Raw genomic sequence first — 24,879 nt, forward strand, 5'->3', positions numbered from 1 at the left:
CCCGCAGTAGGCCCATTCACGGGCAAACCGGCGCCTCCATACGAAGACTTTGCGCTTCCCTGGCGATCCCTGGATCCGCGCGCCTCCCCAGCGTTCTACGCGCGTGGTGTCATGCCCGCGCCACCCCCTCCCCGTGCGCTCACCTAGGAGTCACGCATGCTGCGGAAGGTTCTCACCCGCGCGGCCATCGCCCTGACCGCCGGTACCGCCGTCGTCGCCACGGCCGTCCCCGCCAACGCCGCGAGCTACTCGGCCTTCGCCTTCTCCCAGACGGGCAGTCAGCCCACGATCTACGACTTCATCAACTCGGCCACCAGCACGCTCGACATGACCATGTACGAGCTGGAGGACACCACGGCCGTCAACGACCTCATAGCCCTGAAGAACAAGGGCGTCACGGTCCGCGTCATCCTCGACCGCCAGCACCAGAGCGCCAACAACTCGGCGTACACGTCCCTGAAGAACGCGGGCATAGGCGTGGTCTGGTCGTCCTCCGCCTACGTCTACACCCACCAGAAGACGATCACCGTCGACGGCGTCAAGTCGCTGGTCATGACCGGCAATCTGACGGCGCAGTACTACACGACCAGCCGCGACTACGGCGTCTTCACCGACGACACGCGCGACGTCGCCTCCATCGAGAAGGTCTTCAACGCCGACTACACGGCGACCTCGATCACCCCCACCGACGGTGACCACCTGCTGTGGTCCCCCACCGACTCCCGCAACCGCCTGGTGTCCTTCATCAACTCCGCCACCAAGACCCTGGACGTGGAGGAGCTGGAGTTCAGCGACAGCACGGTGGTCAACGCGATCGTGGCCCGCGCCAAGGCCGGCGTGAAGGTCCGCGTGGTCCTGGAGAGTCCTTCCAGCTACTCCAGCGAGGTCTCCGCCGTCAAGGCCGCCGGCGGCACCGTCGTCGGCTACTCCGACCCCAACGGCTTCTACATCCACGCCAAGGCCATGGTCGCCGACTACGGCCTGTCCACCCAGGAGGTCGAGGCCGGCTCCATGAACATCAGCAGCAACTCCCTGAGCAACAACCGGGAGCTCGGCATCATCCTGACCGGCACGGGCGTGGCCGAACCGGTGGCCCAGACGATCGAGACGACGTTCAACAGCGACTACGCGGGCGGCACGGCGGCCTGACGGGCGCGAGCGGCAGGCAGATGCCGTCTGGCACCCGCCTGCCGCTCAGCGTTCACCGAGATCCTCGAGGATGCGATCGATCAGCTCGACCCGGTCGGGGGCGTGCCGCATCCGGGAACGGCAGTCCTCCAAGCGCCGCACCACACCGAACGGAACATTTTCCGCTCCCACGTCCTCCACGCCTCTCCCGACGGCCTGCAGCCCCCAGTACTGGTTGAAGGGGAGCGGTTCGCCGGTCACCGCGTCGACCAACGCGTCCAGCACCTCGGGCTCGGGCAGCACATACAGGCGCGCATAGGCGGCCAGGCGCAGTCCGGCGTCCTGGGATCCCAGCAGCGCGCCCGCGTCGAAGTCCCGCACGCGCTGCGTCGCGCGCACCAGACGGGCGAAGACCTGGTCCATCCGGCGGGTCCGCGCCCGGCCGCTGGACAGCTCCAGGCGTACGTTCACGTACTCGGCGGCCAGTTCCTTGACCATGTCCCAAGCCGCGCTGTCGTCCACTGCGCCGCCCTCGGGACCGTCCCCGACGAGAGCCGCGTTCGCCGTCCGCTGGACGGCCTCGATCCTGCGCTCGATCTCCCGGAACTCGATCCTTCCGAGACCCGGCACCTCGATACTGCGGAACAGCTCTCCGAGCCACGGCACCGCGGCCACCACCAGCAGCATCACCGTGATGCCGTCGATCTTGAGATCGGGTTCCAGGACGTGCAGGACGGCGGTTCCCACCCCGACACACGTCAACACCATCGCGGCAGCACGCCGCCGTAACCAGCGGGCCGCACCATCACGTCGTCGATCTTCCCCACCCATGCCGATCAGCATCGCAGACGCGCGCTGACGAAGAAGATGATTCGGTCAGGAGTGGCCCCGGAGAGGCAGCGGGCAGATGTCCCAGGAGAAACGGCGTAATCGCGCCTGGGCGACGTGCTCGGCCGTGTCGCCGTAGTCGATGCTGAGGAGAGGCCACGGGCCAGGACTGCAGGCTCATGCGGCGCATTCGTCCTCGCCTGGCACCCACCGGTCAGCACGACAGTCACGGCAGCGGCCGGGGCGCGGGGAGCGGAAGGCGCGCTCGCAGCCGTCGCAGTTCTGAAGAGGATCGGATCGACGGGCGGGGCCGCTCCCCGGCGTGACGTTCGGTGAGGGCGTGGGACGGGCGGGGAGCGGTACGGGCAGCAGCTCATCGAGACGGTAAGCGATCAGCTTCGCCGGATTCCTCAGCACGGCGGGAAGGCCCTCGGTCAGGGCGCGGTGGATGACGGCTGCCGTCGCCCCGCCGTCGAACCAGGCAGCGACGGCCGGCGCGAGCCTGTCCACGTCGTGGCGGGAGAGGATGAGGCGGTTATCGGCACGGCGGAGGCCTGCGAGGAGGGCAACGGCCCGGTCGTTCCGCTGGTCGCGGCGGCCCCTCTGTGTCGACGTCGTGGATGCTGCTGTGGGCGCAGGAGGTTCGGTGCAGTCGGCAGGGGTGTCCGGCGCGGGCGGCCGCACGAGCGCGGGTACGGGTTCGGGAGGCTGCGGATGGAGGGCTCGGTCGCCCTCCTCGGGCGCTGCCTGTACGTCCGTACCCGCCACTGGCCGACGGTCGCGGCTACGGGTCGTCGCGGGGCGCCCGGCCACACGAAGGGGAGCGGGAGAAGCGGCACCCGAGGCGGCGGCAGGTGCGTGGTGGACGTACGTCCGTGTGATCAGACGGCCCGACTCCGTGTGCTCGCGGACCCGCGCCAGATAGCCGTGCGCCTCCAGCTCGCGCAGTGCGGCCGCGATCCGGTCCCGCCCCTCGGGGAAGCGTTCGGCGAGGCTGCGGATGTCGACCGGGGTGCCCTCGGGCACCGACAGGATGTGGGTCGCGAGCCCGATGGCGGTCAGCGACAGCTCGCGGTGCTGGGCGAGGTGGTTGCCCACGACCACGTACTGGCCGGACTGGTACGTACGTACGTGGGTGACACCGGAGTGGGTGGTGGATCGCCGAACACCCTGAATCGGGCGCGGAGCAGCGTTAGGCTTCTTCTCAGCCATAGGGAAGGGTTTGCTTCCTCGTTGGTCAGGCCCTCGCACTGGGATGCCAGTCCCGGCGGGGGCCGATGCATGTGTGGGCTTGTGGAGTTGTGACGGAGGCAATTGCCTCGGGGCGAGACTGCACGCCCGAGCCGCCGCCGCGCCAGCCAGACCGACCTGTTTCACCCGCGCGAGTGACCTACGCGGGGTTTGGTTTGGTTGGTTGGTTTTTTTCCAGGGTTCTTTGGTCTTTTACCGCCCGCAGCCCCGGCCCGCGTGCGACCGGGACACGTACTTCCCGGCGCCGGTCGCCAGGTCCAGTTCCGCCCAGACCGTCTTGCACGGCACCGGTCCGCTGCGCACACCCCATCGATCCGCCAACTCCTCGACCAGTAGCAGGCCGTAGCCGCACTCGGCCGGTCCGGTGGCGGCGGTCTGCGGAACGGGCAGTACGTCACCACGCGTGTCGGTGACCTCGATGCGCAGAACTCCCGCGGCCGTCACCGCGAGAGCGAGCCGGAAGCTCCGGCCGGTAACCCGGCCGTGCAGCGCGGCGTTCGCCGTCAGCTCGGAAACGATCAGCCGCGCGGGGTCCAACGGCAGCCCCCAGGAGCGCAGTTGCTCGGTTGCCAGCAGCCTGCCGAGGCGTGCGCCGCGCCGGGTCGCGGAGAGAGGGACGCAGAACTGACGCGCCGGAATGTGGAGGGTGGAGATTTGCTCGTTCACGTCACTCAGCGTGTCCAAGCGTGCTTAGCCTGTGAAGAACGGCGGCCCGTGCGGACGGGGGCTGTCCGTGTGGTGTCCGGTTCCGTCCGGGCCGTACGGGGTGAGTGGTGACGGGAGGACGGCTTACGTGAGCGACTGGGACGCGGGGCTGGAGGACGACGAGGCAGGGGCTGTGATGCGGACGGTCTCACGGCAGCTGAAGTTGTGGCGGGAGGCGGCCGGCCTCACCCAGGCGGAGTTCGGGACGGCCATCGGGTACGGCGAGGAGCTGGTCTCCTCGGTGGAGCGGGGGCGGCGGATTCCCCGGCCGGAGTACTTGGACGCGGCGGACGAGGTGCTGGGCGCGGGCGGCAGGGTCGCCGCGATGAAGAAGGACTTGGCGGAGGTCCGGTACCCGAAGAAGGTGCGGGACCTGAAGAAGCTGGAGGCGGATGCGGTCGAGCTGTGCGCCTACAACAACTCGGTCGTTCATGGGTTGTTGCAAACCAAGGAGTACGCGCAGGCCGTGTTCAGCGCTCGCCGGCCACCCTTCACCGCAGAAGAGTTGGACCAACGATTGGCGGCCCGAGTCGCACGTCAGGAGATCGTCAACGAGACCATGGCCCGGCCTGTCTTCAGCTTTGTCCAGTGCGAGTCGACACTCCGCCGGCCCATCGGCGGCAGGATGGTCATGCGAGCGCAGCTGGAACGACTGCTGGAGGTCTCCGAGTTCCGCAACGTCGACCTCCAGGTACTGCCACTTGGACGTGAGCAGAACTCAGGCCTTGCCGGGTCGTTCAGGTTACTCAGGCTCAAGGACGGCACCACGGTTGGGCACGTAGAGGTGCAGCACATCAGCCGGGTGATCGCCGCCCCGAAGGAGGTGCAACTCCTCGATATGCGTTATGGAATCATCCGGGCACAGGCTCTCGACCCACGGGAGTCGATGGCCCTCATCGAGAAAGCGCTTGGAGAGACATGAAGCTGGAGTGGATAAAGAGCAGCTACAGCACGGACGAGGGCCCCGACTGCGTCGAAGTGGCAACCATTCCCGACCAGATCCTCGTCCGCGACTCCAAGAACCCCACCGGCCCCCGCCTCGCCCTCACTCCCACCGCGTGGGCGACCTTCCTGCCGTACGCCTCCGGGCGCTGACACACCAGCGGGCGACCGTGCCCTCGAATCCGCCGCCGTGGCTGCGAGGGCACACCCCTGTTGATCAGGCCAGGCCCTCCGCCATCTCCTCCGCCTGCTTCAGCACTCGCTCGATCGCCGCAGGCCGCTTGCCCGGCGGATAGCCGTGCTTGCGCAGCAGACGCAGCACTCGGGCCATGATCCGGTCCCGGGCCTGCTCCTTCACCTTCCAGTCGACCGTAACGTCCTTCCGAATCTGCTCGTACAGCTCGTGAGCGATCTTGGCGAGGACGCTGCCCTCCATCTCCTCCAGCACAGAAGGGTCGGCGGCGAGGGCGTCGTAGAAGGCGAGTTCGTCCTCGCTCAGACCGAGCTTCTTCGCCCTGCCGCGGTCGGCCGACACCTCCCGCGCCAGGTCCACCAGGAACTTCATGAACTCGGCGGCCGTGAGCAGGCCGTTGGTGTACCGGTTCATTGCACGCTTCATCTTCTCGGTGAAGGTGTGCTGCCGGGTGATGTTGTTCGGGTGGGCGTCCTTGATCTCCTTCATCAGTGCGCGCCGCAGTGCCGCGATGGCGAGGTTGGGGTGCTTGCTGGCCTGGAGGTCGCGCAGCACCCGGTCGTCCAGGTGGGACAGGTCGGGCTTGGTCAGGCCGGCCGCGTCGTAGATGTCCACCACGCCGTCCGTGGCGACGACGGACTCGTTGAACTGGGCGATCAGCAGGCGTACGTCAGCGGCCGTGGCGAGTCCCTGTTCCTCCCTCTCGTCCATGGCGTACTTCTCGCGCGAGGTGCGTACGGCCTCGAAGAAGCGGATGTCGGGGAGCAGGTCCTGCACACGCCGGTCGGTCGGGCAGAGGGAGAAAGCCTGGCGCAGCAGGTTGGCGTGGTGCATGAACCGCTGCCTTCGGGTGGCCTTGCCGGGTTCCAGTCCTGGTTCCGGCGTGATCAGGAACTCCAGCGTCTCCGTCAGGGCTTCCCGGTAGGCGCTGGGCCCGCCCGCGTCTCGGATGCTCCGCCAGGCGCAGTCGGCGAGGAGCGCGTCGATGTGCTGGTGACTCTCCCGTACGAGCTTGACGGCCCCATCGAGGTCCGCGCCGAGCATCGGGTGCTTCTGATCCTGCTCGGAGTACTCGGCCAGGGCTTCTTTGATCTCACGGATCACGCCCTGGAAGTCGACGACCAGGCCGGACGGCTTGCCGGGCCAGGTGCGGTTGACGCGGGCGATGGCCTGCATGAGCGCCGCGCCTCGCATGCGCTTGTCGAGGTAGAGGGTGTGCAGCGGCGGAGCATCGAACCCGGTCAGCCACAGGGACTGGACGATGACGAGTTCCAGTTCGTCGTCCGCGTCGGTCACCCGCTGCTGGATCTTCTTGAGCTGAGTGGGGGTGCGGACGTAGTCGGCGACCTCCTCGTCGTCCTTGGCCGGATTGCCGGTGAACACCACCCTGATCCGGCCGCTGCCGTCCGTCAGCAACTGGGTCTGCGGGTCTCGCTCACCCTCCCAGTCACGCCGCTGGCGGATGATCTCCTCGAAGAGCCGAGCCGCGATGACCCGGGACGCGCAGACGATCATTCCCTTGCCCCGGTGACCGGTGAGCTTGACCATCTCGCTGCTGCGCGCGTCCCAGTGGGCGAGCACCTTTCCGGCGAGTTCCCTGATCCGATCCTGAGCGCCGATCAGGTTCTCGTACTTCCCGAACTCCCGACGAGCCTTGCGTTTCTCCTCCTCCGACAGCCCCTCTATCAATCCTTCAGCGCGTGCGTCCAGGTCATCGAGGTCGACGTCGGCGGGCAGGCGTACCCGGACCAGGTGCGGCTCGTAGAAGACGGGGACGGTCGCTCCGTCGTCCACGGCCTGGGTGAGGTCGTAGGTGTGGATGTCCTCACCGAAGACACCCCGGGTGCTACCGACGCGGTTCTCGATGGGCGTGCCGGTGAACGCGATGAAGGTGGCGTTGGGCAGGGCGTCACGCAGGTTGCGGGCGTAGCCGTCGATGAAGTCGTAGTGGCTGCGGTGGGCCTCGTCGACGACCACGATCACGTCGCGGCGGGGGGAGATGAGCGGGTGCCGGACACCGGCTGCTCGCTCCTCTTCAGTGAGGCGGAATTTCTGCAGCGTGGTGAAGATGACCCCGCCGGCCTGCCGTTGGAGGAGTTGCCGCAGTTGGCCGGCGTCGTCCGCCTTCTCCGGCGGTTCGCCGATGACCTTCTCCAGAGTGCGGCTGGTGGTGAAGGTCTTACGGAGCTGGGTGTCCAGGTCGATGCGGTCGGTGAGGAGAACGAACGTCGGTTTGGCCAGCTCAGGACTCCGCGTCGCCTTGACGACGTAGAACAGCATCTCCTCACTCTTACCGGCGCCCTGTGTATGCCAGACAACGCCTGCACGACCGTCGGTCGCCACAGCGGACTCGGTGGCCCGCACGGCGGCATTGACGGCGATGTACTGGTGGGCCTTGGCGAGCTTGACCGTGTCGACGGCGCCGGACTCCGGAGCGGAGTAGGACAGGAAGTTCGCGATCAGGTCCAGAAAGCGGTTGGGCTCAAACGCGCCGTAGATCATCCGCTCCAGGGCACGACCGTCCTGTCGCTCGTCCTTGCGGAGCATCACGTCGTGCTCGTCGGCGTGCCAAGGGGCCATGTGCTGCCAGGGCGTGAACGGGGTGCCCATGCGGGCGGTGATGCCGTCGGAGACGAGGGTGACGAGGAGCGTGTGGAAGGTGCCGGTCTCTTTCAGCTCACGCCGGTAGCCCTGGAGCTGGTCGTACGCGGTTCGGGCGTGGTCGTTGCTGTCGGCCTTCTTCAGCTCGACGACGGCGAGGGGCAAGCCGTTGACGTACAGAACGATGTCGAAGACGAAAGTCCGGTTCTTGGTACTGCGCACCCGTACCTGGGAGGCGGCCACGAGGTCGTTGCCGTGCGGGTCGGCGAAGTCGACGGGGCGGATGGTGGCGTGCCGCTTCTCGCCGGTGGCGGGGTCGTCGTAGGGGATGCGGACCCCGCCGGTCAGACGCTCGTAGAAACGGTGGTTCTCGCGGAGGTCGTTCCGGGTGTGCCAGCGCAGCAGTTCGGTGAGGGCGTCGTCGGCGACGTGGTCGGGCAGGCGCGGGTAGCGGCCCCGGATCGCCTTGAGCAGGCGGGGGCGGAGGATCAGATCGTCCCAGTCCGCCCGCACGCCGTAGGCGGGGCCGAGCTCCGGCCCCGGAATGTGCTGCCACCCGTACTCGGCGAGCAGTTCGAGCGCGTGCGACTCCAGCTCCTTCTCGGTGAGCCGATCTATCCGCGGCTCACCGAGCGGCGGCTCGGCACCTGCGGTCATACGGCCTCCTCGACGGTTCGGACCGCGTCCTTGACGCGGAGCTTTCCGGAGAGCAGTTGAGGGAGGAGGGTGTCGCGGAGGTCGGCGAGGGTGCGGTTCTCGTTGGCGCCCTGTGCTACGGAGGCGTGCAGCACGTCGAGCTTTCCGGACAGTCGCTCTCGCGCTCCTTGAGCGGGCAGCGAAATGCGCCAGCCAGGCATCTCCTTGAGTGGCAGTCGGTCGACTGTAGCGCCGTGGACGGTCCTCCGCTTGATCTCCTCTTGGAACGCAGGACTGAGGTATGCATGCAGCAGCAGGGAACCGCTGACGGTAGCGGACTTGCTGCGCAGCAACGCCATCCGACGCCCGAGGCTGCTACGAATACCGGACGGCATGAGCGCTGCATCACCGAGCCGCGTTTCGTAGGAGAAGAGAACATCTCCGGCTTGCGGTTGCACGCGCCGCGTCCAGCGGGGGAAGTCTTCTTCGGAGAGATGCGCCGACTCGGAGAGGTCGAGATAGCCGTTCTTAAGGCTGCTGATACTGAGGAACCAGGGGCCAGTCTCCGTCTTGTGTGGAGTGGCGTGCGGACCGTCGAAGAGATCGGCGAGGTCACCGATACGCTCCGGCTCATCGCCGATCCCGGCCGCCTCGTAACAGGCACTGGCTAGACCCAGAGTGGTCTCACGGATCCGCTCGTTGAGCGCGATCTTGTCGTCCAGGGCGCCGAGCACTTCGGCGATGGCTTGCTGCTCTCGAAGAGGCGGCAGGAGGCACCTGACCGCAGCGATGCGCTGCGGCGAGGTGTGAAGGATCTTCGTTCCCGAAGCACTGGACACCAGTTGACTCTTCACTTCAGGCGTCAAGAATAGATAGTAAGCGAACCGCTCACTAAGCGATTCACCTCGAAGGCGAACCCTACCAATTCGTTGATTATGCAAATAAACCCTGCCGTCATCGGGAATAATCCCCGGAATTCCGAGAATTTCCCCGCCAGCTGTTTGGCAGGTCATCACGACGACCAGATCGCCGGGATTGAGTTCGAATTCAGCCGGGTACTCCGCCCTATATTCGCGAACTCTGGTACTAGAGAAGCGAAACCCCCCCGAGTAAGAGAAGTTCCCGATGCTCACAATGACCGGCTTACCGGTCAATTCATCGTGCATTGCCGGACCGAGAAAGGCGTACCCGTGATCAACGGACAACACATCACCGAGGATTGACTCCCGCCACTCCCCCATCAAACCCTCCCCAACTGCGAATCCACAACCTTCGCCAACCGCTCCGACTCCGCGAACTGCTCCCGCAGCAGAGCCGTCAGGCGCGCGATCTTCTCCTCCACCGGCTCCGCGTCCGGATCCACCTCCGCCTCGGCCGTACCCACGTACCGCCCCGGCGTCAGCACGAAGTCGTGCTCGGCGATGACGTCCAGCGAAGCGCTCACGCAGAAGCCCGGCACGTCCTCGTAAGGGCCAGCCCCCTCCACGCCCCGCCACGCACGCACCGTGTCGCCGATCCGGTGGACGATCTCCTCCTCCGTCAGCCTTCTCAGCGTGCGGTTCTCCATCTCACCGAACTCGCGCGCGTCGATGAACAGCACCTCGCCCTTGCGCCCCGGCGCCCACGCCGAGTGCCGCCCCTTGCCCTCCGCGAGGAACCAGAGGCAGGCCGGGATCTGAGTGGACCGGAACAGCTGGCCCGGCAGGGCGATCATGCAGGCCACGAGGTCTGCCTCGACGATCGCGCGGCGGATGTCGCCCTCGCCCGACTGCTTGCTGCTCATCGAGCCGTTCGCCAGGACGACACCGGCACGCCCACCCGGAGCCAGCTTGCTGATCATGTGCTGGAGCCAGGCGTAGTTCGCGTTGCCGACCGGTGGGGTGCCGTACACCCACCGCTTGTCCATGCCGAGTAGTTCCCCGCCCCAGTCGGAGATGTTGAAGGGCGGGTTGGCCATGACCACGTCCGCCTTCAGCTCCGGGTGCTGGTCGTTGCGGAACGTGTCGGCCGGCTCGTCGCCCAGCTTGGCCTCGACCCCGTGGATCGCAAGGTTCATGTGGGCCAGCTGCCAAGTGGTCTGGTTGAGTTCCTGGCCGTAGACGGCGACGTTCAGTGGGTTGCCGCCGTGTGTCTCGATGAACTTCTCCGCTTGGACGAACATGCCGCCCGAGCCGCATGCCGGGTCGTAGACCCGCTCGCCCTGCTTCGGTTCCAGCACCTCGACCAGCAGCTTCACCACGCTCTCGGGGGTGAAGTACTCGCCGCCCTTGCGGCCCTCCTTCAGGGCGAACTCGGCGAGGAAGTACTCGTAGACCTCGCCCATGATGTCCCGCGCGCCCTTGCGCCTGCCGTCCTCGCCCAGCTGTTCCTGGAAGACCAGCCGGTCCAGCAGCTTCACCAGGCCGGCGAGGCGTTCCTCATCCACCTGGCCGCTGTTGTAGATCTTCGGCAGGGTCCTGTTCAGCGCCGGGTTGAACTTCTCGATGGCGCGCATGGCAGCGTCGATGGTCTCGCCGACGCTCTCGCCCTCGACCGTGCCCTTCGCCCGCTCCAACACGCTCTCCCAGCGGGCGGCCGGCGGCACGTAGAAGATGCCGGAGCCCGTGTACTCGCGGCGCTCCTCCAGCGTGGCGAGGATGTCCTCCTCGCTCCAGCCGCCCTCCTCGCGCAGCTCGGCCTCCAGCTGGGCCCGCTTCTCGGCCATGGCGGCGGAGACGTACTTGAGGAAGACCAGGCCCAGGACGAAGTGCTTGTACCCGGCGGCGTCCAGACTGCCGCGCAGCTTGTCCGCCGCCGCCCAGAGCACCTTCTTCATGTCCTGGGGTTCAGCCGTCTTCTTCTTCCGTGGCGGCACGGGTGCCTCACTTCTTTCCTGATCGTGGTGTTCTTCGTCGTACGCCGTAGTGGACGGCGCTGCCGTGATGTTCATCGACACGCCCTGCAGCGCCTCAGATACTGCTGGGTCTGCGGCGCAGCGCCAGGTCCCCGTCGGCGACTCCGGCCGCCAGCCGCAGGGCCAGGTTGTCCAGCGCCGCCAGTTGCCGCCGTACGTCGGCTCGCTGCCGGTCCGTCTCGGTCAGGATCGCCTCCAACTCGGCGACCTCCTCGGGCGGCAGCTCGGGCAGGTCCATGTCCCGCACGCTCACCCTGCGCACCAGCGAGCCGCTGCCACGATGCTGGTTGCGCGGGGCTGCGAGCAGTTGGGCGAGCGGGTGCGGGCGCATCCACACCTCCTCGGGCAGTACTTTCCCGGCCAGGAACTTCCGGTACGCCGGGATCCGTAGCCCTTGAACGGGTGCGAGCAGTACACAGCCGCCCGCATCGTCCACCAGCGTGCGTACCCCGTGCTCGGTGAGCAGGAAGACGTCGCCGCGCTCGGTGGTCTGGGCCTGCGGGTACTCGGCTAGGTCTTCCAACGCGATCCGCCGCTGCCCGAGCGGCAGGGCGCCGAGCATCTCCTCGCGGCCAACGACCATCAGACCGGCGTCCCCTATGTCCGACTCGCGGATCCGGTGCCCGGCCAGCAGCCTGAGCTGGCCCGCCCGCAGATGCTCGCCGACCCTGCGGTGTGCCACTTCGGTGCCGGGGACCCGCCTGGCGACACCGAGATCGCCGATCCACTCCTTGAGCTGGGGCAGAGCCGTCGCGGCTTCGCGTCGTGCGTCCCGGGTGGCGGAGAAGTGGTCAAGGCCCTGTTCCTTCGTGCCGAGCCGGTGCGCCGGCAGGACCGATCGGCCGTCGAGAAGGGCTTCTCCCCTCGGGCCCGTGGCCGATACGGGAAAGTCCCTGGCCTCCTCGGCCACGGGTGACCTTCCGTCCTCCAGCACTTTCGCGACGTACGCCGGCCACGCACCTCCGACCCGGCGGGCGATCCGGTCGGCATCGACCAGCAGCACCCGGCCCTGGTTCTTCGGGGCTGCCTGGCTGCGCAGCACGAGCAGCGCGTGTTCCGCTCCTGTGCGGAATCGGTGAATACGCCGCGGCAACTGGATGACCGCCGCGACCACGTCCTGGCTCAGCAGTTCCTCGCGCATCCGCGCATTCGGTGTGGGCGTCGTGCCACGCGGTCGACTCAAGGTCCAGGACGGTACGACGACCAGGCCCCGGCCGCCGGGGTTCAGGCGGCGCACGGCTTCGAGGGCCCAGCTGAGCGATCCCTTGTCGTCGAATTCCCGCTCGCCCGCGGCATAGGGCGGGTCGGCGAGGACGACCTCACCGGACGTGGTATCCCAGGGGTGTTCCGGATCCAGGTCGGGGTCCCGCCGCACAGACGGCCGCAAGGTATCCAGTTCCTCGGGGTCCGCGCAGACGTTCACGCCAGTGCAGTGGTGCGCGAGGAGCCGGTAGCTGATGAGTTTGCGGCGCAGCGGATCGGGCTCCACCGCGAGGATGCCTTCGTGCCCACGGATGTCACCGAGGCCGAACAACAGCTCCCCGGTGCCGGCGCACAGGTTGATCACCGTGGGGTGGTCGGGACCGGGTGACACGACGTCCAGCGGGCCGGCCAGTATGCTGATCAGCTCCGCGAGCGTGGGCGGCGTCGAGTCCGTGATCAGGTCCGACTCCAGCCGCTCGGCCAGACCCAGCACCGTGTCAGCGGCGGCTCCCGGCGAGCCCAGTTCCTGGATGAGCTGCCGTACCGCACGGGCAACACGTGGGTCGGCGGTTTCCACATCCGTCAGCAACTCGTCCGAGAAGGCCTCCGCGTGCCGGTCGTCGCCTTGCGCTGCCATGGCGCATACGGCCAGCGCGTCGGTGATGAGCCGCTCCGCCGAGCCCAGTTCGTGACGCAGGGCGACGAGTCCGCGTAGCCGCAGGCCGCGTCGGAACCGGTCGCCGTAGGTCGGCAGGGAGCCGTCCTCGCCGGGCTCCGCGTCCGGGACGGGCCGCAAATCCAGCCAGGCCGCCACGTCCTCCGCGTCGAAAAGGGGCCTGCTGTCGCTGCCACCCACCGGATCCGGGAACGGCGGGCGCCTGTCGCCCCCCACCTGAGGAGAGTCCTTGGAGAACCTGCGCCTCCAGTTGCTGACGGTGGGCCGGCCGACTTCAGCGAGTTCCTTGATCTCGCCCAGGGAAACCAGCGAGACCCCCTCCGCTTCACCCAGCGCCCGCGTGCTCACACTAGCTCCCATCCCATCAGCTTGCGTCTTCCTCGTGACGGCCTTTGCCGTCGACGTTCGCGGCTGTCACAACCGCACAGGCTCCTGACCCGACAGCACCGCCCTCCTGCGCGCCAGCACCTCGGGCACCTGGCCGTACTTCTCATGCCGTTCGGCCATCTCCGGCGACACGTACCGCAGCAGCGTCAGCGCAGTGTCCAGGTCCTGCTCGAGGTGCCGCTGGAAGATGCACTCGTGGTGGGCGATCCGGTTCCGCAAGGTGAGCATGAACTGGAACTTCTTGTACAAGTCGTCCCGACCACCGCGGTGGGCACGGAACAGATGGCGCAGCGAGGAGTTCCAGTACTTCATCTCGTAGTTGTCACTGCCGCCACGCCCGAGAAGGCTGACCCAGAAGCCGAACGGAAGCTGCGCCACAATGTCGCATGGACCGAAGGGACGGTACGGGCGCCTGTTCTCCAGCGTCTCTCGCGCGCTCTCCAACATGTCCTGGCCCTTGTAGTTGGGCCGGGCTTTCGGCACATCCCACCAGGCCTCCTGACCATGACGGCCTACGAGCTGGCGGTGGAGCCGGTTCCGCAGGCTGACCTCCAAGTCACGCAGGGGACTCTGCAGGGCCCTGGCCACTTCGGAGTCCCACGCGTACAGGCGCAGAGCACGGGTGCGGTCGCCTCCGCACTTGTGCAGGAAAGGCTGGAACCGCTCGGGAGAGATGGCCTCGATTAACCGGCCCTGCTCATCCGCCCCACGCTCACCCTGCGTCATCGCGCATCCTTTCCCCCGTGACCCGTCCGTGGTAGGGTCTGTCGAGTAAGCCTTGGACAACTGTCACTGCATCGCATACAGCCCTTGGCAGTGCTTGGTTGTGACCCTCGATCCGCCTGCTCGACTCAGGCGGACTCGGGGGCACAACTGCTTCTAGGGCAAGGCAAGTTGCGCTGACGCCGCTTCGCCGCACCGCCCACGAACCAGAGTAGTAGTCCGGCAGGGCAGGGTCAACGCATTCGAGTGCGGCATGCCTGAGAAGCCCGGTTCTCAGGCATCGCTCACTCGGATCGCACGGAATGAAAACCTTTCGAGGACCGCATGCGACACAAGAACGCCCCGCCGTATCCCCTGAGGGACGGCGGGGGCGTTCATCGATCTGCTCACGGCAGACCATCACCCATGGGGCTTCATGTGGTCGACCGGCGCCTCCGCGCCCCCGGCCTTCGCTCGCTCGGCCGCGTCACAGGGTCGCCGTTCTCCAGCGCGGCGGCCCGTCGCTTCAGCCCGAAGTCGGCCAGCGCCTCGGCCAGCTTGTGCACGGCCGGCTCCGGTGCCATGACGTCGACCCGCAGACCGTGCTCCTCGGCCGTCTTCGCCGTGGCCGGGCCGATGCAGGCGATCACCGTCACGTTGTGGGGCTTGCCCGCGATGCCGACCAGGTTCCGCACCGTCGAGGAGGACGTGAAGAGGACCGCGTCGAAGCCACCGCCCTTGATGGCCTCCCGGGTCTCCGCCGGCGGCGGCGAGGCGCGCACGGTGCGGTAGGCCGTGACGTCGTCGACCTCCCAGCCCAGCTCGATCAGACCGGCGACCAGCGTCTCCGTCGCGATGTCGGCGCGGGGCAGGAAGACCCTGTCGATCGGGTCGAACACCGGGTCGTACGGCGGCCAGTCCTCCAGCAGACCGGCGGCCGACTGCTCGCCGCTCGGCACCAGGTCCGGCTTCACGCCGAAGGCGACCAGCGCCTTGGTCGTCTGCTCGCCCACCGCGGCCACCTTGATGCCCGCGAAGGCGCGGGCGTCGAGGCCGTACTCCTCGAACTTCTCCCGCACCGCCTTCACCGCGTTGACCGAGGTGAAGGCGATCCACTCGTAGCGGCCGGTGACCAGGCCCTTGACGGCACGTTCCATCTGCTGGGGCGTGCGCGGCGGCTCCACCGCGATCGTCGGGACCTCGTGCGGCACCGCGCCGTAGGACCGCAGTTGGTCGGAGAGCGACGCCGCCTGCTCCTTCGTACGCGGCACGAGCACCTTCCAGCCGAACAGCGGCTTGGACTCGAACCACGACAGCTGGTCGCGTCGGGCGGCGGCGGAACGCTCACCGACCACGGCTATCACCGGCCGGCCGCCGTCCGGCGACGGCAGCACCTTCGCCTGCTTCAGGGTCTGCGCGATCGTGCCGAGCGTCGCCGTCCAGGTGCGCTGGCGGGTCGTCGTACCGGCGATCGTCACCGTCAGCGGGGTGTCCGGCTTGCGGCCGGCGGACACGAGTTCACCGGCCGCCGCGGCCACCGAGTCGAGCGTCGTGGAGACGACGACCGTGCCGTCGGACGCACCCACCTCGGTCCAGCAGCGGTCCGAGGCCGTACGGGCGTCCACGAACCGGACGTCCGCGCCCTCGGCGTCCCGCAGCGGCACACCGGCGTACGCGGGCACACCGACCGCGGCCGCGACGCCCGGGACCACCTCGAAGGGCACCCCGGCGGCGGCGCAGGCGAGCATTTCCTCGGCCGCGTACGTATCAAGTCCCGGGTCCCCGGACACCGCACGGACGACCCGCCTGCCGCCCCGCGCAGCCTCCATGACAAGATGAGCGGCATCCCGGGCAGCGGCCGGGACAGCGGCGGTTGTTGACGTGCCGTCAACGACCGTCAGCTGGGGCGTGCCCGTGCCCGGCGGCGAGACCGAAGAAGGGTCTGCGTCCGTCTGGACCACGGAGACGCCCTGTCGGGCGTGCGTCCGGATCACGTCGAGCACCTCGTGCTCGGCGACCAGGACGTCCGCGTTCGACAGCGCCTCCACGGCGCGCAGAGTCAGCAGTCCCGGATCTCCGGGTCCGGCACCGAGGAAGGTGACGTGCCCGTGTTCAGGACCGGCGGCAGGAAGGGCGGTGGGGCTCAATGTGCTCGCTCCCCCATCAGACCGGCCGCGCCCTGGGCGAGCATCTCGGTGGCGAGTTCGCGACCGAGTGCCCACGCCTGGTCGTGCGTCTGGGGCACGGGACCGGTGGTGGACAACTGCACCATGCGGGTGCCGTCGGTCGTGCCGACGACGCCCCGCAGGCGCATTTCCTTGACAAACTGCCCGTCGGCCAAAAGGTCGGCCAGTGCACCCACAGGGGCGCTGCAGCCGGCCTCCAGGGCGGCGAGCAGTGACCGTTCGGCGGTCACGGCGGCCCGGGTGAACGGGTCGTCGAGTGCGCCGAGCGCCGCGATCAGGTCCGCGTTGCCCGCGGCACACTCGATCGCCAGGGCCCCCTGGCCGGGGGCGGGCAGAACCGTGTCGACCGACAGGAAGTCGGTCACCTCGTCGATCCGGCCGATCCGGTTCAGTCCGGCGGCGGCCAGGACGACGGCGTCGAGTTCGCCGTCGTGGACGTACTGGATGCGGGTGTCGACGTTGCCGCGTATCGGGACCGTCTCTATGTCCAGCGCGTGGGCGCGGGCGTACGCGTTCAGCTGCGCCATGCGGCGCGGCGAACCGGTGCCGATGCGCGCCCCGCGCGGCAGGTCCGTGAACTTGAGGGCATCGCGCGCGACGATCACGTCCCGCGGGTCCTCGCGCACCGGTACGGCGGCCAGGACCAGTTCCTCGGGCTGCGTGGTCGGCAGGTCCTTGAGCGAATGAACCGCGAAGTCGACCTCGCCCCGTACCAGCGCGTCGCGCAGCGCCGTGACGAACACGCCGGTGCCGCCGATCTGCGCGAGGGCCTCGCGGGAGACATCGCCGTACGTGGTGATCTCGACCAGCTCGACCGGTCGCCCGGTCACCCGGCGGACGGCCTCCGCCACCTGCCCGGACTGGGCCATGGCGAGCTTGCTCCGCCTGGTCCCCAGTCTCAGTGCCTTCTCAGTCATGCCGGTCGGTCCTTCGTGTCTGTGCTGTCCCCGGCCCGGGAGACGGAGGCGACCGTCTCGGGGTCGAGGTCGAACAGGGTGCGCAGCGCGTCCGCGTACCCGGCGCCGCCGGGCTCGGCCGCGAGCTGCTTGACCCGTACGGTCGGCGCGTGCAGCAGCTTGTCGACGACCCGGTGCACGGCCTGGCGGATCTCACCGCGCTGGCGTTCGTCCAGGTCGGGCAGGCGGCCGTCGAGCCGCGCGATCTCACCGGCGACGACGTCGGCGGCCATGGTGCGCAGCGCGACCACGGTCGGCGTGATGTGCGCCGCCCGCAGTGCCGCGCCGAAGGCCGCGACCTCGTCGGAGACGATACGCCGGACCTGGTCCACATCGGCCGCCATCGGCGCGTCGACGGAAGCGTCCGCCAGCGACTCGATGTCCACAAGGCGCACCCCGGCCAGCCGGTGCACGGCCGCGTCGATGTCCCGGGGCATGGCCAGGTCGAGCAGGAAGAAGAGGGGCGCCGGGCGCTCGGCCGGCGGCTCCGGCCTGCGCCGCTCGGGGATCCGGCCCACCGTCGCGGCGGTCGCGGCGAGCGCCGTGATCAGCTCGGCGTCCGCCTCGGGGGTACGGCGGCCCGGGCGGGCGGTCGTGCCTCCGGCGGCCCAGGCCGCGTGCTGCTCCAGGGTCGCCGCGTCCATGCCGGCGACGGCGGCCTCGCCCATAAGGGAGAAGCCGGGCTGCACGGCGGCCAGGTCCAGCGGGCAGTTCTCGTCGCTGCCGACGCCGGCGGGCGGCAGCGGCGCCACGGTGGCCTTCGGGGCCGTACGGGCGCTGCCGTCACCGGTCGTACGGGCGCCGCGGTCATCGGTCGTACGAGCGCTGTCGGCGGCCTCGGCGACGGGGGCGCCGGTGCGGCCCTCGACCGCCTGGGCGATCGTCTCCGCCGTGAGCACCAGGCCGGTCGCGCCGGTACAGGAGACGACGACGTCGGCACGTGTCAGCTCGCCCGGCAGGGCGTCCATCCGTACCGCGCGGGCGGTCACCGCGTTGTCGTCGGCCTCGGCCAGGCCCTGTCCATACTGCTCTTCGAGCAGGTGCGCGAGCCGGTCGGCGCGCTCGAAGGTGCGGTTGGCGACGACGACCTCGGCGACCCCGGCCCGCGCCAGCGTCGCGGCGGCCAGCGAGGACATCGACCCGGCGCCGATGACCAGCGCCTTCTTGCCCCGGGCCCAGTCCTCGACGGCCCCGCCGACGGCCAGTTGCTCCAGGCCGAAGGTGACCAGGGACTGCCCGGCGCGGTCGATGCCGGTCTCGGAGTGGGCACGCTTGCCGACCCTGAGGGCCTGCTGGAACAGGTCGTTCAGCAGCTTGCCCGCGGTGTGCAGGTCCTGCGCCTTGGCCAGGGAGTCCTTGATCTGGCCGAGGATCTGCCCCTCGCCGACGACCATCGAGTCCAGGCCGCAGGCCACCGAGAACAGGTGGTGGACGGCCCGGTCCTCGTAGTGCACGTACAGGTAGGGGGTGAGCTCCTCCAGGCCGACACCGCTGTGCTGGGCGAGCAGCGTGGACAGCTCGGCGACACCGGCGTGGAACTTGTCCACGTCGGCGTACAGCTCGATGCGGTTGCACGTGGCGAGCACCGCGGCCTCGGTGGCCGGCTCGGCGGCGACCGTGTCCTGCAGCAGCTTGATCTGGGCGTCCGCACTCAGCGCGGCCCGCTCCAGCACGCTGACCGGCGCGCTGCGGTGGCTCAGCCCGACGACGAGGAGACTCATGCCGGCATCACGGCGGGTACGTCCCCGTCCGGCCCCTGGTCGGCGGAAGCGTCACGGGTGGCGGCGGGCAGGGAGCCGACGTCACCGGCCGCGGTCTCCTCGCCGGCCTTGCGCTGCTCGTGGAAGGCGAGGATCTGGAGTTCGATCGAGAGGTCGACCTTGCGCACGTCGACGCCGTCCGGGACGGACAGCACGGTCGGCGCGAAGTTCAGGATGGAGGTGACCCCGGCGGCCACGAGCCGGTCGCAGACCTGCTGGGCGGCACCGGCGGGGGTGGCGATGACGCCGATGGACACCCCGTTGTCCTTGATGATCTTCTCGAGGTCGTCCGTGTGCTGCACGGGGATGCCCGCGACCGGCTTTCCGGCCATCGCCGGATCGGCGTCGATCAGCGCGGCCACCCGGAAACCACGGGAGGCGAACCCGCCGTAATTGGCCAGGGCGGCGCCGAGGTTACCGATACCGACGATCACGACCGGCCAGTCCTGGGTCAGACCGAGTTCACGGGAGATCTGGTAGACGAGATACTCCACGTCGTAGCCGACACCGCGCGTTCCGTAGGAGCCCAGGTACGAGAAGTCCTTGCGCAGCTTGGCGGAGTTGACCCCCGCCGCGGCCGCGAGCTCCTCGGAGGAGACCGTGGGTACCGAGCGCTCCGACAGTGCGGTCAGGGCTCGGAGGTACAGCGGAAGCCTGGCGACGGTGGCCTCGGGAATCCCTCGGCTACGGGTCGCCGGTCGGTGTGTTCGGCCAGTTGCCACGGTGCTCCTGCGGGTAGAGCGGGGCTGCAGGCGGTCATACGTCCCCAGACCGCCCCGTCGACAGCAGGCTATGTCTTTGTGAACGCGTGCACAAAGATGGTGTCCGATTTGCCCGGCAGAAGTGACCGGGGTCACGCACCTTTCGCGCCCTCGACGGGAACCGGCGCATACGCACCGGCGTTCCTTCGTTACTGGGGGCAAAACCGCACACTCTCCTCATGAATCCCGCCCCCGAGATCAGACCGCCGTCGATCCTAAGCGACTTTCCGGCCGGTTTGGACTAGTCGGTCAGTGCCCGGCGCAGCCGCTCCTCGTTCACGCGCCAGAAGGTGTGCTGTTCACCATCGATCAGTACGACCGGGATCTGCTCCCAGTACTGGTCGTGGAGAGCCCGGTCCTCGGTGATGTCCTTCCGCTCCCAGGACACGCCCAGTTCTCCGCAGACCTTCTCGATCACGACCTGTGCGTCGTCGCAGAGATGACAGCCGGGCTTGCGGATCAGCGTGACGAGCCGGTCACGGGGATCGACGGGGTCGGCCTTGCGCCGGAAAAGGGGACTCATACCGGCCATTGTCGCGCGCACTGCGCACACTTCGGATCGGCTTCGGATCAGCCCTTTAACGGCCCGGTCGCGGAGAGTTCACACGCATCCAACCCCGCCACTGCCGGAAGCACCGAACAAACTGGCTATGCTCACGACATGGCCGCTCTCGGATGGCTCACTCCCCGTAGGCGCTCCGCCACGGCGCGCAGCGTGTTGGCAGGCGAGGCCTCGGCGGAGGCTGCCCGCAAGTCCTCGCAGGAGGCTCCGCCGGTGACACCGACGGAGCCGGAGTTCCCGGTGATCGGTGACGACAGGGCGGCTGCCTTCTTCGACCTCGACAACACCGTCATGCAGGGCGCCGCACTGTTCCACTTCGGCCGGGGCCTGTACAAGCGGAAGTTCTTCGAGACCCGCGACCTCGCCAAGTTCGCCTGGCAGCAGGCCTGGTTCCGGCTGGCCGGCGTCGAGGACCCCGAGCACATGCAGGACGCCCGCGACTCGGCGCTGTCGATCGTCAAGGGCCACCGGGTCGCCGAGCTGGAGTCGATCGGCGAGGAGATCTACGACGAGTACATGGCCGACCGCATCTGGCCCGGCACCCGCGCCCTGGCCCAGGCCCACCTGGACGCCGGACAGAAGGTGTGGCTGGTCACGGCGGCCCCGGTGGAGATCGCCCAGGTGATCGCCCGCCGCCTGGGCCTGACCGGCGCGCTCGGCACGGTGGCCGAGTCGCTGGACGGCGTCTACACCGGCAAGCTGGTCGGCGAGCCCCTGCACGGGCCGGCGAAGGCGGAGGCGGTCCGCGCCCTGGCGGCCGCGGAGGGCCTCGACCTCTCCCGCTGCGCCGCCTACAGCGACAGCCACAACGACATCCCGATGCTGTCCCTCGTCGGCCACCCCTACGCCATCAACCCCGACGCCAAGCTGCGCAGGCACGCGCGTGAGAAGGACTGGCGGCTGCGGGACTACCGCACCGGCCGGAAGGCGGCGAAGGTCGGCATTCCGGCGGCGGCGGGCGTCGGAGCGGTGGCCGGTGGCACAGCGGCGGCCATTGCTTTGAGCCGACGACGCCGATAGGTCCCGGGTCGGCTGACGCGGATCACCGCCGCAGGACCAACGGCCGTCCGGCGGGTGCGGGTCCGTCGTAGCCGGTCGCGCCCACGCGGCGGAGCCGCACATCGACACAGCCCCGCGCCCCTTCGGGGCACTGTCCCGCCGCGCCCGGATTATGCCGCGGCCACTTCAACACGCGCTGTACCTCACCGAAACCGGCCAGATTCTGGTCACCAAGCGATCAGGCTGCGGCACTTGATGAGGCGTCAATCGGTAACAGAAGCGACGCAATCGATGATTTGAGCAACTCGGTGTAGCAGTGCCTGTACGAAGCGTTATTCTCCTCAGACGCAAACCGGTACCCCTCCGTCGCTACGACGGGTGAACGGTCCCGCACTGCACGTGATGGAAGCTCTGCCTCTGGGAGTCCCGTGTACCCACACGTCGGGGTTGACGCCTCGGGCCTGGCTACGCTGCGCGCAACAGTCGCCGCGGCGAGAGAGACGCTGCGCGGCCTCGTCCCCACCGCGTACGCCGTCCCCGCCTTCGCCGGCGCCGCGCCCGCAGGCCCGTGCTACGCACTGGCCGAGAGCGGCGCGGCCGTCGGCAGACGAGGGCGCTCCGCCGGCGCCACCGCCCGCCGTCCGGCCGCCGACAGCGACAGCGCCCGGATGATGGACCTGGTCGAGCGGGCCCAGGCCGGCGAGGCCGAGGCCTTCGGCCGGCTGTACGACCAGTACAGCGACACGGTCTACCGGTACATCTACTACCGCGTCGGCGGCCGGGCCACCGCCGAGGACCTGACGAGCGAGACCTTTCTGCGGGCCCTGCGCAGGATCGGCACCTTCACCTGGCAGGGCCGCGACTTCGGCGCGTGGCTGGTGACGATCGCCCGTAACCTCGTCGCCGACCACTTCAAGTCCAGCCGCTTCCGCCTGGAGGTCACCACCGGCGAGATGCTCGACGCCAACGAGGTCGAGCGCTCCCCGGAGGACTCCGTCCTGGAGTCCCTGTCGAACGCCGCGCTGCTGGACGCCGTACGCCGGCTCAACCCGCAGCAGCAGGAGTGCGTGACGCTCCGCTTCCTCCAGGGCCTCTCCGTCGCCGAGACGGCCCGCGTCATGGGCAAGAACGAGGGCGCGATCAAGACCCTCCAGTACCGTGCCGTGCGCACGCTCGCCCGTCTGCTGCCGGACGACGCCCGCTGAACAAGGCGACTCTCGGCAACACTCAACTCACGTTCCGTGAACGCCCGTTGCCTTTACGATCCGGGCATCCGCCGTCCGTAACCCAAGTGCCGCGCCAGTCGTTGTGCGGGATACAGGCTCCCTGTGGTCACGTCCTGGCCGACCCTGATCGCTCGATCGTGTGAAGTGGTCGCGGGCGTGCAACCCTCAGGACCCCCTGGGGAGTCGACCGTCATGACGAGAGGAGGTGCCGCCAGTGATCGCGAACGTATCGGCGCACCGGCGGGCGAACGCCTTCGCCCAGGCCCTGGAAGAACAGTCCGACCGGGACACGGCGGCCGAGCAGTCCGTAGGCCCGGCGGGACCCCCGCCGACCGCCGAGGAACAGACCGAACGGGGCGAGCTGCTGGCTCTGGCCGCGGACCTCGGCGCGCTGCCGAAGCCGCAACTCGACCCCGAGGTCAAGGTCGTGCAGCGGGCCCAGCTGGTGGCCGCGATGGAGGCCATGCTCCAGGAGGGCACGGGGGCGGCGGACGCGTCGGTACCGGAACAGCGTTCCCGGTCCCGGGGCGCGCACCGGGCGAGCCCGCTGGGCAAACTCCGCCCGCGGTCCCGGCTGACCAAGGGGCTCGCGGCGGGCGGGCTCAGCGTGGGCGTGGCCGCGGGAGCCTTCGGCGGAGTCGCCGCCGCCAGCTCGGACGCCCTGCCCGGTGACTCCCTCTACGGCCTCAAACGCGGCATCGAGGACTTCAAGCTCCACTACCTGACCGACGGCGCCGACCAGCGCGGCCAGACCTACCTCGACCAGGCCTCCACCCGGCTCAACGAGGCCCGTCGGCTGATGGAGCGCGGCCGCGGCGGCCAGCTCGACCACGAGTCCATCAGCGAGATCCGCCGCACGCTCTCCGGCATGCAGCAGGACGTCTCCGAGGGCCATCGGCTGCTCCACGAGGCCTACGAGGCCGACCCCGGCTCCCTCGGCCCCATCCAGGCGCTGTCCACGTTCTCCCGCTCCCACCGCGAGGCGTGGACCGCGCTGAGCGACAAACTGCCCGTGCAGCTCGGAGACGTCAAACAACAGGTCTCGTCGGTGTTCGACGCCATAGACCAAGAGGTCGCCCCGCTGCAGTCCCTGCTCCCGCAGCCGCCCGCCAAGGGCGGCGACGGCAAGCACCAGGGCTCCGGCTCGGCATCCGCCGGCTCCTCCGGCGGCCACCGGTCGACGGCACCCAGCTCTTCCGGAACCACCCCGTCCTCCGGCAAGCACGCACGCCCGGGCGACCCGAGCGGCTCGGCCACCGGCAGCAGCGGCGAGGGCCTGCTCGGCGGCAGCACGGGCGGCCTGCTGGAGCCGCCGAAGACGGGCACGGGCAGCGGCACCCCGTCCACCAGCAAGTCCCCGGCGCCGGCCCCGGACGTCACCCTCCCCCCGCTCCTCCCCGGTCTCCTCCCGGGCCTGGGCATCGAGGGCGAGGACACCCACTGACACCGCCACGGATACGGCACCGGGGGCACCCCACCCGAGCGGGGTGCCCCCGGTGCCGTATCCGGACTACGAACCGACCTTCAGCGGGACGCCCGACGAGGTGAAGGCCTACCTCACGGAAAACCCGCCTGGCGACACCGAACTGGTCCGCGCCAGCCTGCTCGCGCCACTCGCCGAGCCGCCCGGCCGACGGCCGGCGCCGCAAGGCCGGGCGCCCGACGACGCCGCCTGGCGGGTCAGCTCGCCTTTCGGGTGCCCTCCGAGCCGACGGTCACGGGCTGTCCCAGGCCGACAAATCACGGGTGGTCCGAGTCCGGCAGTTGTGCGCAGGCCGAGCCCGGCAGTCGCGGGTGGTCCCAGGCGGCAGTCGTGGGCAGGCCGAGCCCGGCAGTCGCGGGTGGTCCCAGGCGGCAGTCGTGGGCAGGCCGAGCCCGGTACTCGCGGGTGGTCTCAGCCTGACAGTCACGGGCGGTCCCAGTCCGACAGTCACCGGCGGTCTCAGCTCGACGGTCGCGGGTGCCCTCCGAGCCCGGCAGTCACGAGTGGTCTCAGCCTGACAGACGTGGGCAGGCCGAGCCCGACAGTCACCGGCGGCCCCGGCACGACGGTCACAGGTGCCCTCTGAGCCCGGCAGTCACGAGTGGTCTCAGCCTGACAGACGTGGGCAGGCCGAGCCCGACAGTCACCGGCGGCCCCGGCACGACGGTCACAGGTGCCCTCCGAGCCCGGCAGTCACCGGCGGCCCCAGCACGACGGTCACGGGCGGTCCAAGTCCGACAGTCACCGGCGGCCCCAGCACGACGGTCACAGGTGCCCTCCGAGCCCGGCAGTCACCGGCGG

19 protein-coding genes are annotated in these 24,879 nt (G+C 69.2%); 6 read left to right on the forward strand and 13 right to left on the reverse strand.

Annotation, left to right across the window (positions count from 1 at the left end; all coding sequences use genetic code 11):
- Window positions 1-156 precede the first annotated feature (156 nt).
- Window positions 157-1,149: a phospholipase D-like domain-containing protein gene (locus SRB17_RS17745; protein ID WP_153539546.1), complete on the forward strand. Its 993-nt coding sequence runs from the start codon at window positions 157-159 to the stop codon at window positions 1,147-1,149.
- Window positions 1,150-1,194: 45 nt separating this feature from the next.
- Here SRB17_RS17745 and SRB17_RS17750 read toward each other — a convergent pair whose 3' ends face one another.
- The 3 genes from SRB17_RS17750 to SRB17_RS17760 form a co-directional block, all read right to left on the reverse strand.
- Entirely contained in the window at window positions 1,195-1,875 is a 681-nt protein-coding gene (locus tag SRB17_RS17750) for a hypothetical protein (protein ID WP_153539548.1), read from the reverse strand.
- 258 nt (window positions 1,876-2,133) lie between these two features.
- Entirely contained in the window at window positions 2,134-3,054 is a 921-nt protein-coding gene (locus tag SRB17_RS17755; protein ID WP_323375791.1) for a helix-turn-helix domain-containing protein, read from the reverse strand.
- 345 nt (window positions 3,055-3,399) lie between these two features.
- Entirely contained in the window at window positions 3,400-3,873 is a 474-nt protein-coding gene (locus SRB17_RS17760; protein ID WP_323375793.1) for an ATP-binding protein, read from the reverse strand.
- Window positions 3,874-4,000: 127 nt separating this feature from the next.
- Here SRB17_RS17760 and SRB17_RS17765 point away from each other — a divergent pair, with 127 nt between their 5' ends.
- Window positions 4,001-4,834 (forward strand): helix-turn-helix transcriptional regulator, encoded by an 834-nt coding sequence (locus tag SRB17_RS17765; RefSeq protein WP_323375794.1) that lies wholly within the window; start codon window positions 4,001-4,003, stop codon window positions 4,832-4,834.
- Complete coding sequence (locus SRB17_RS17770) at window positions 4,831-5,007, forward strand: DUF397 domain-containing protein (RefSeq protein ID WP_153539554.1); 177 nt, start codon at window positions 4,831-4,833, stop codon at window positions 5,005-5,007. Before SRB17_RS17765 ends, SRB17_RS17770 begins: the two co-directional genes overlap by 4 nt.
- A 64-nt stretch (window positions 5,008-5,071) precedes the next feature.
- Here SRB17_RS17770 and SRB17_RS17775 read toward each other — a convergent pair whose 3' ends face one another.
- The 10 genes from SRB17_RS17775 to SRB17_RS17820 form a co-directional block, all read right to left on the reverse strand.
- Complete coding sequence (locus tag SRB17_RS17775; protein WP_153539556.1) at window positions 5,072-8,305, reverse strand: type I restriction endonuclease subunit R; 3,234 nt, start codon at window positions 8,303-8,305, stop codon at window positions 5,072-5,074.
- A complete protein-coding gene (locus tag SRB17_RS17780; protein WP_153539558.1) occupies window positions 8,302-9,525 on the reverse strand; it encodes a restriction endonuclease subunit S in 1,224 nt (407 codons plus the stop codon). Before SRB17_RS17780 ends, SRB17_RS17775 begins: the two co-directional genes overlap by 4 nt.
- Window positions 9,525-11,138 (reverse strand): class I SAM-dependent DNA methyltransferase, encoded by a 1,614-nt coding sequence (locus tag SRB17_RS17785; protein ID WP_323375796.1) that lies wholly within the window; start codon window positions 11,136-11,138, stop codon window positions 9,525-9,527. Before SRB17_RS17785 ends, SRB17_RS17780 begins: the two co-directional genes overlap by 1 nt.
- Before the next feature lie 94 nt (window positions 11,139-11,232).
- Window positions 11,233-13,416 carry an N-6 DNA methylase gene (locus SRB17_RS17790; protein ID WP_153539560.1) on the reverse strand — a complete coding sequence of 728 codons (2,184 nt, stop codon included), beginning with the start codon at window positions 13,414-13,416 and terminating at the stop codon, window positions 11,233-11,235.
- 54 nt (window positions 13,417-13,470) lie between these two features.
- Window positions 13,471-14,169 carry an Abi family protein gene (locus SRB17_RS17795; protein WP_153539562.1) on the reverse strand — a complete coding sequence of 233 codons (699 nt, stop codon included), beginning with the start codon at window positions 14,167-14,169 and terminating at the stop codon, window positions 13,471-13,473.
- Between the two features lie 410 nt (window positions 14,170-14,579).
- The gene (locus tag SRB17_RS17800; RefSeq protein WP_153539564.1) at window positions 14,580-16,292 is read right to left on the reverse strand and encodes a uroporphyrinogen-III synthase; all 1,713 of its coding nucleotides are present in this window, start codon (window positions 16,290-16,292) and stop codon (window positions 14,580-14,582) included.
- Window positions 16,289-17,248 carry a hydroxymethylbilane synthase gene (gene hemC / locus SRB17_RS17805; protein WP_153539566.1) on the reverse strand — a complete coding sequence of 320 codons (960 nt, stop codon included), beginning with the start codon at window positions 17,246-17,248 and terminating at the stop codon, window positions 16,289-16,291. Before hemC ends, SRB17_RS17800 begins: the two co-directional genes overlap by 4 nt.
- Window positions 17,245-19,008 (reverse strand): glutamyl-tRNA reductase, encoded by a 1,764-nt coding sequence (locus tag SRB17_RS17810; RefSeq protein ID WP_153539567.1) that lies wholly within the window; start codon window positions 19,006-19,008, stop codon window positions 17,245-17,247. Before SRB17_RS17810 ends, hemC begins: the two co-directional genes overlap by 4 nt.
- Window positions 19,005-19,769 carry a redox-sensing transcriptional repressor Rex gene (locus tag SRB17_RS17815; protein ID WP_323375798.1) on the reverse strand — a complete coding sequence of 255 codons (765 nt, stop codon included), beginning with the start codon at window positions 19,767-19,769 and terminating at the stop codon, window positions 19,005-19,007. Before SRB17_RS17815 ends, SRB17_RS17810 begins: the two co-directional genes overlap by 4 nt.
- A gap of 280 nt (window positions 19,770-20,049) precedes the next feature.
- Window positions 20,050-20,340 carry a glutaredoxin family protein gene (locus tag SRB17_RS17820; RefSeq protein WP_153539960.1) on the reverse strand — a complete coding sequence of 97 codons (291 nt, stop codon included), beginning with the start codon at window positions 20,338-20,340 and terminating at the stop codon, window positions 20,050-20,052.
- A gap of 129 nt (window positions 20,341-20,469) precedes the next feature.
- Here SRB17_RS17820 and SRB17_RS17825 point away from each other — a divergent pair, with 129 nt between their 5' ends.
- From SRB17_RS17825 to SRB17_RS17835, 3 genes are all read left to right on the forward strand, one after another.
- The gene (locus SRB17_RS17825; protein WP_153539569.1) at window positions 20,470-21,390 is read left to right on the forward strand and encodes an HAD family hydrolase; all 921 of its coding nucleotides are present in this window, start codon (window positions 20,470-20,472) and stop codon (window positions 21,388-21,390) included.
- Window positions 21,391-21,797: 407 nt separating this feature from the next.
- Window positions 21,798-22,574: an ECF subfamily RNA polymerase sigma factor, BldN family gene (locus SRB17_RS17830; protein WP_323375800.1), complete on the forward strand. Its 777-nt coding sequence runs from the start codon at window positions 21,798-21,800 to the stop codon at window positions 22,572-22,574.
- Between the two features lie 235 nt (window positions 22,575-22,809).
- A complete protein-coding gene (locus tag SRB17_RS17835) occupies window positions 22,810-24,039 on the forward strand; it encodes a DUF5667 domain-containing protein (protein ID WP_323375802.1) in 1,230 nt (409 codons plus the stop codon).
- The last annotated feature ends 840 nt before the right edge of the window (window positions 24,040-24,879 follow it).

The sequence above is a fragment of the Streptomyces sp. RB17 genome, from assembly GCF_009604455.1.
Classification (GTDB): Bacteria; Actinomycetota; Actinomycetes; order Streptomycetales; family Streptomycetaceae; genus Streptomyces.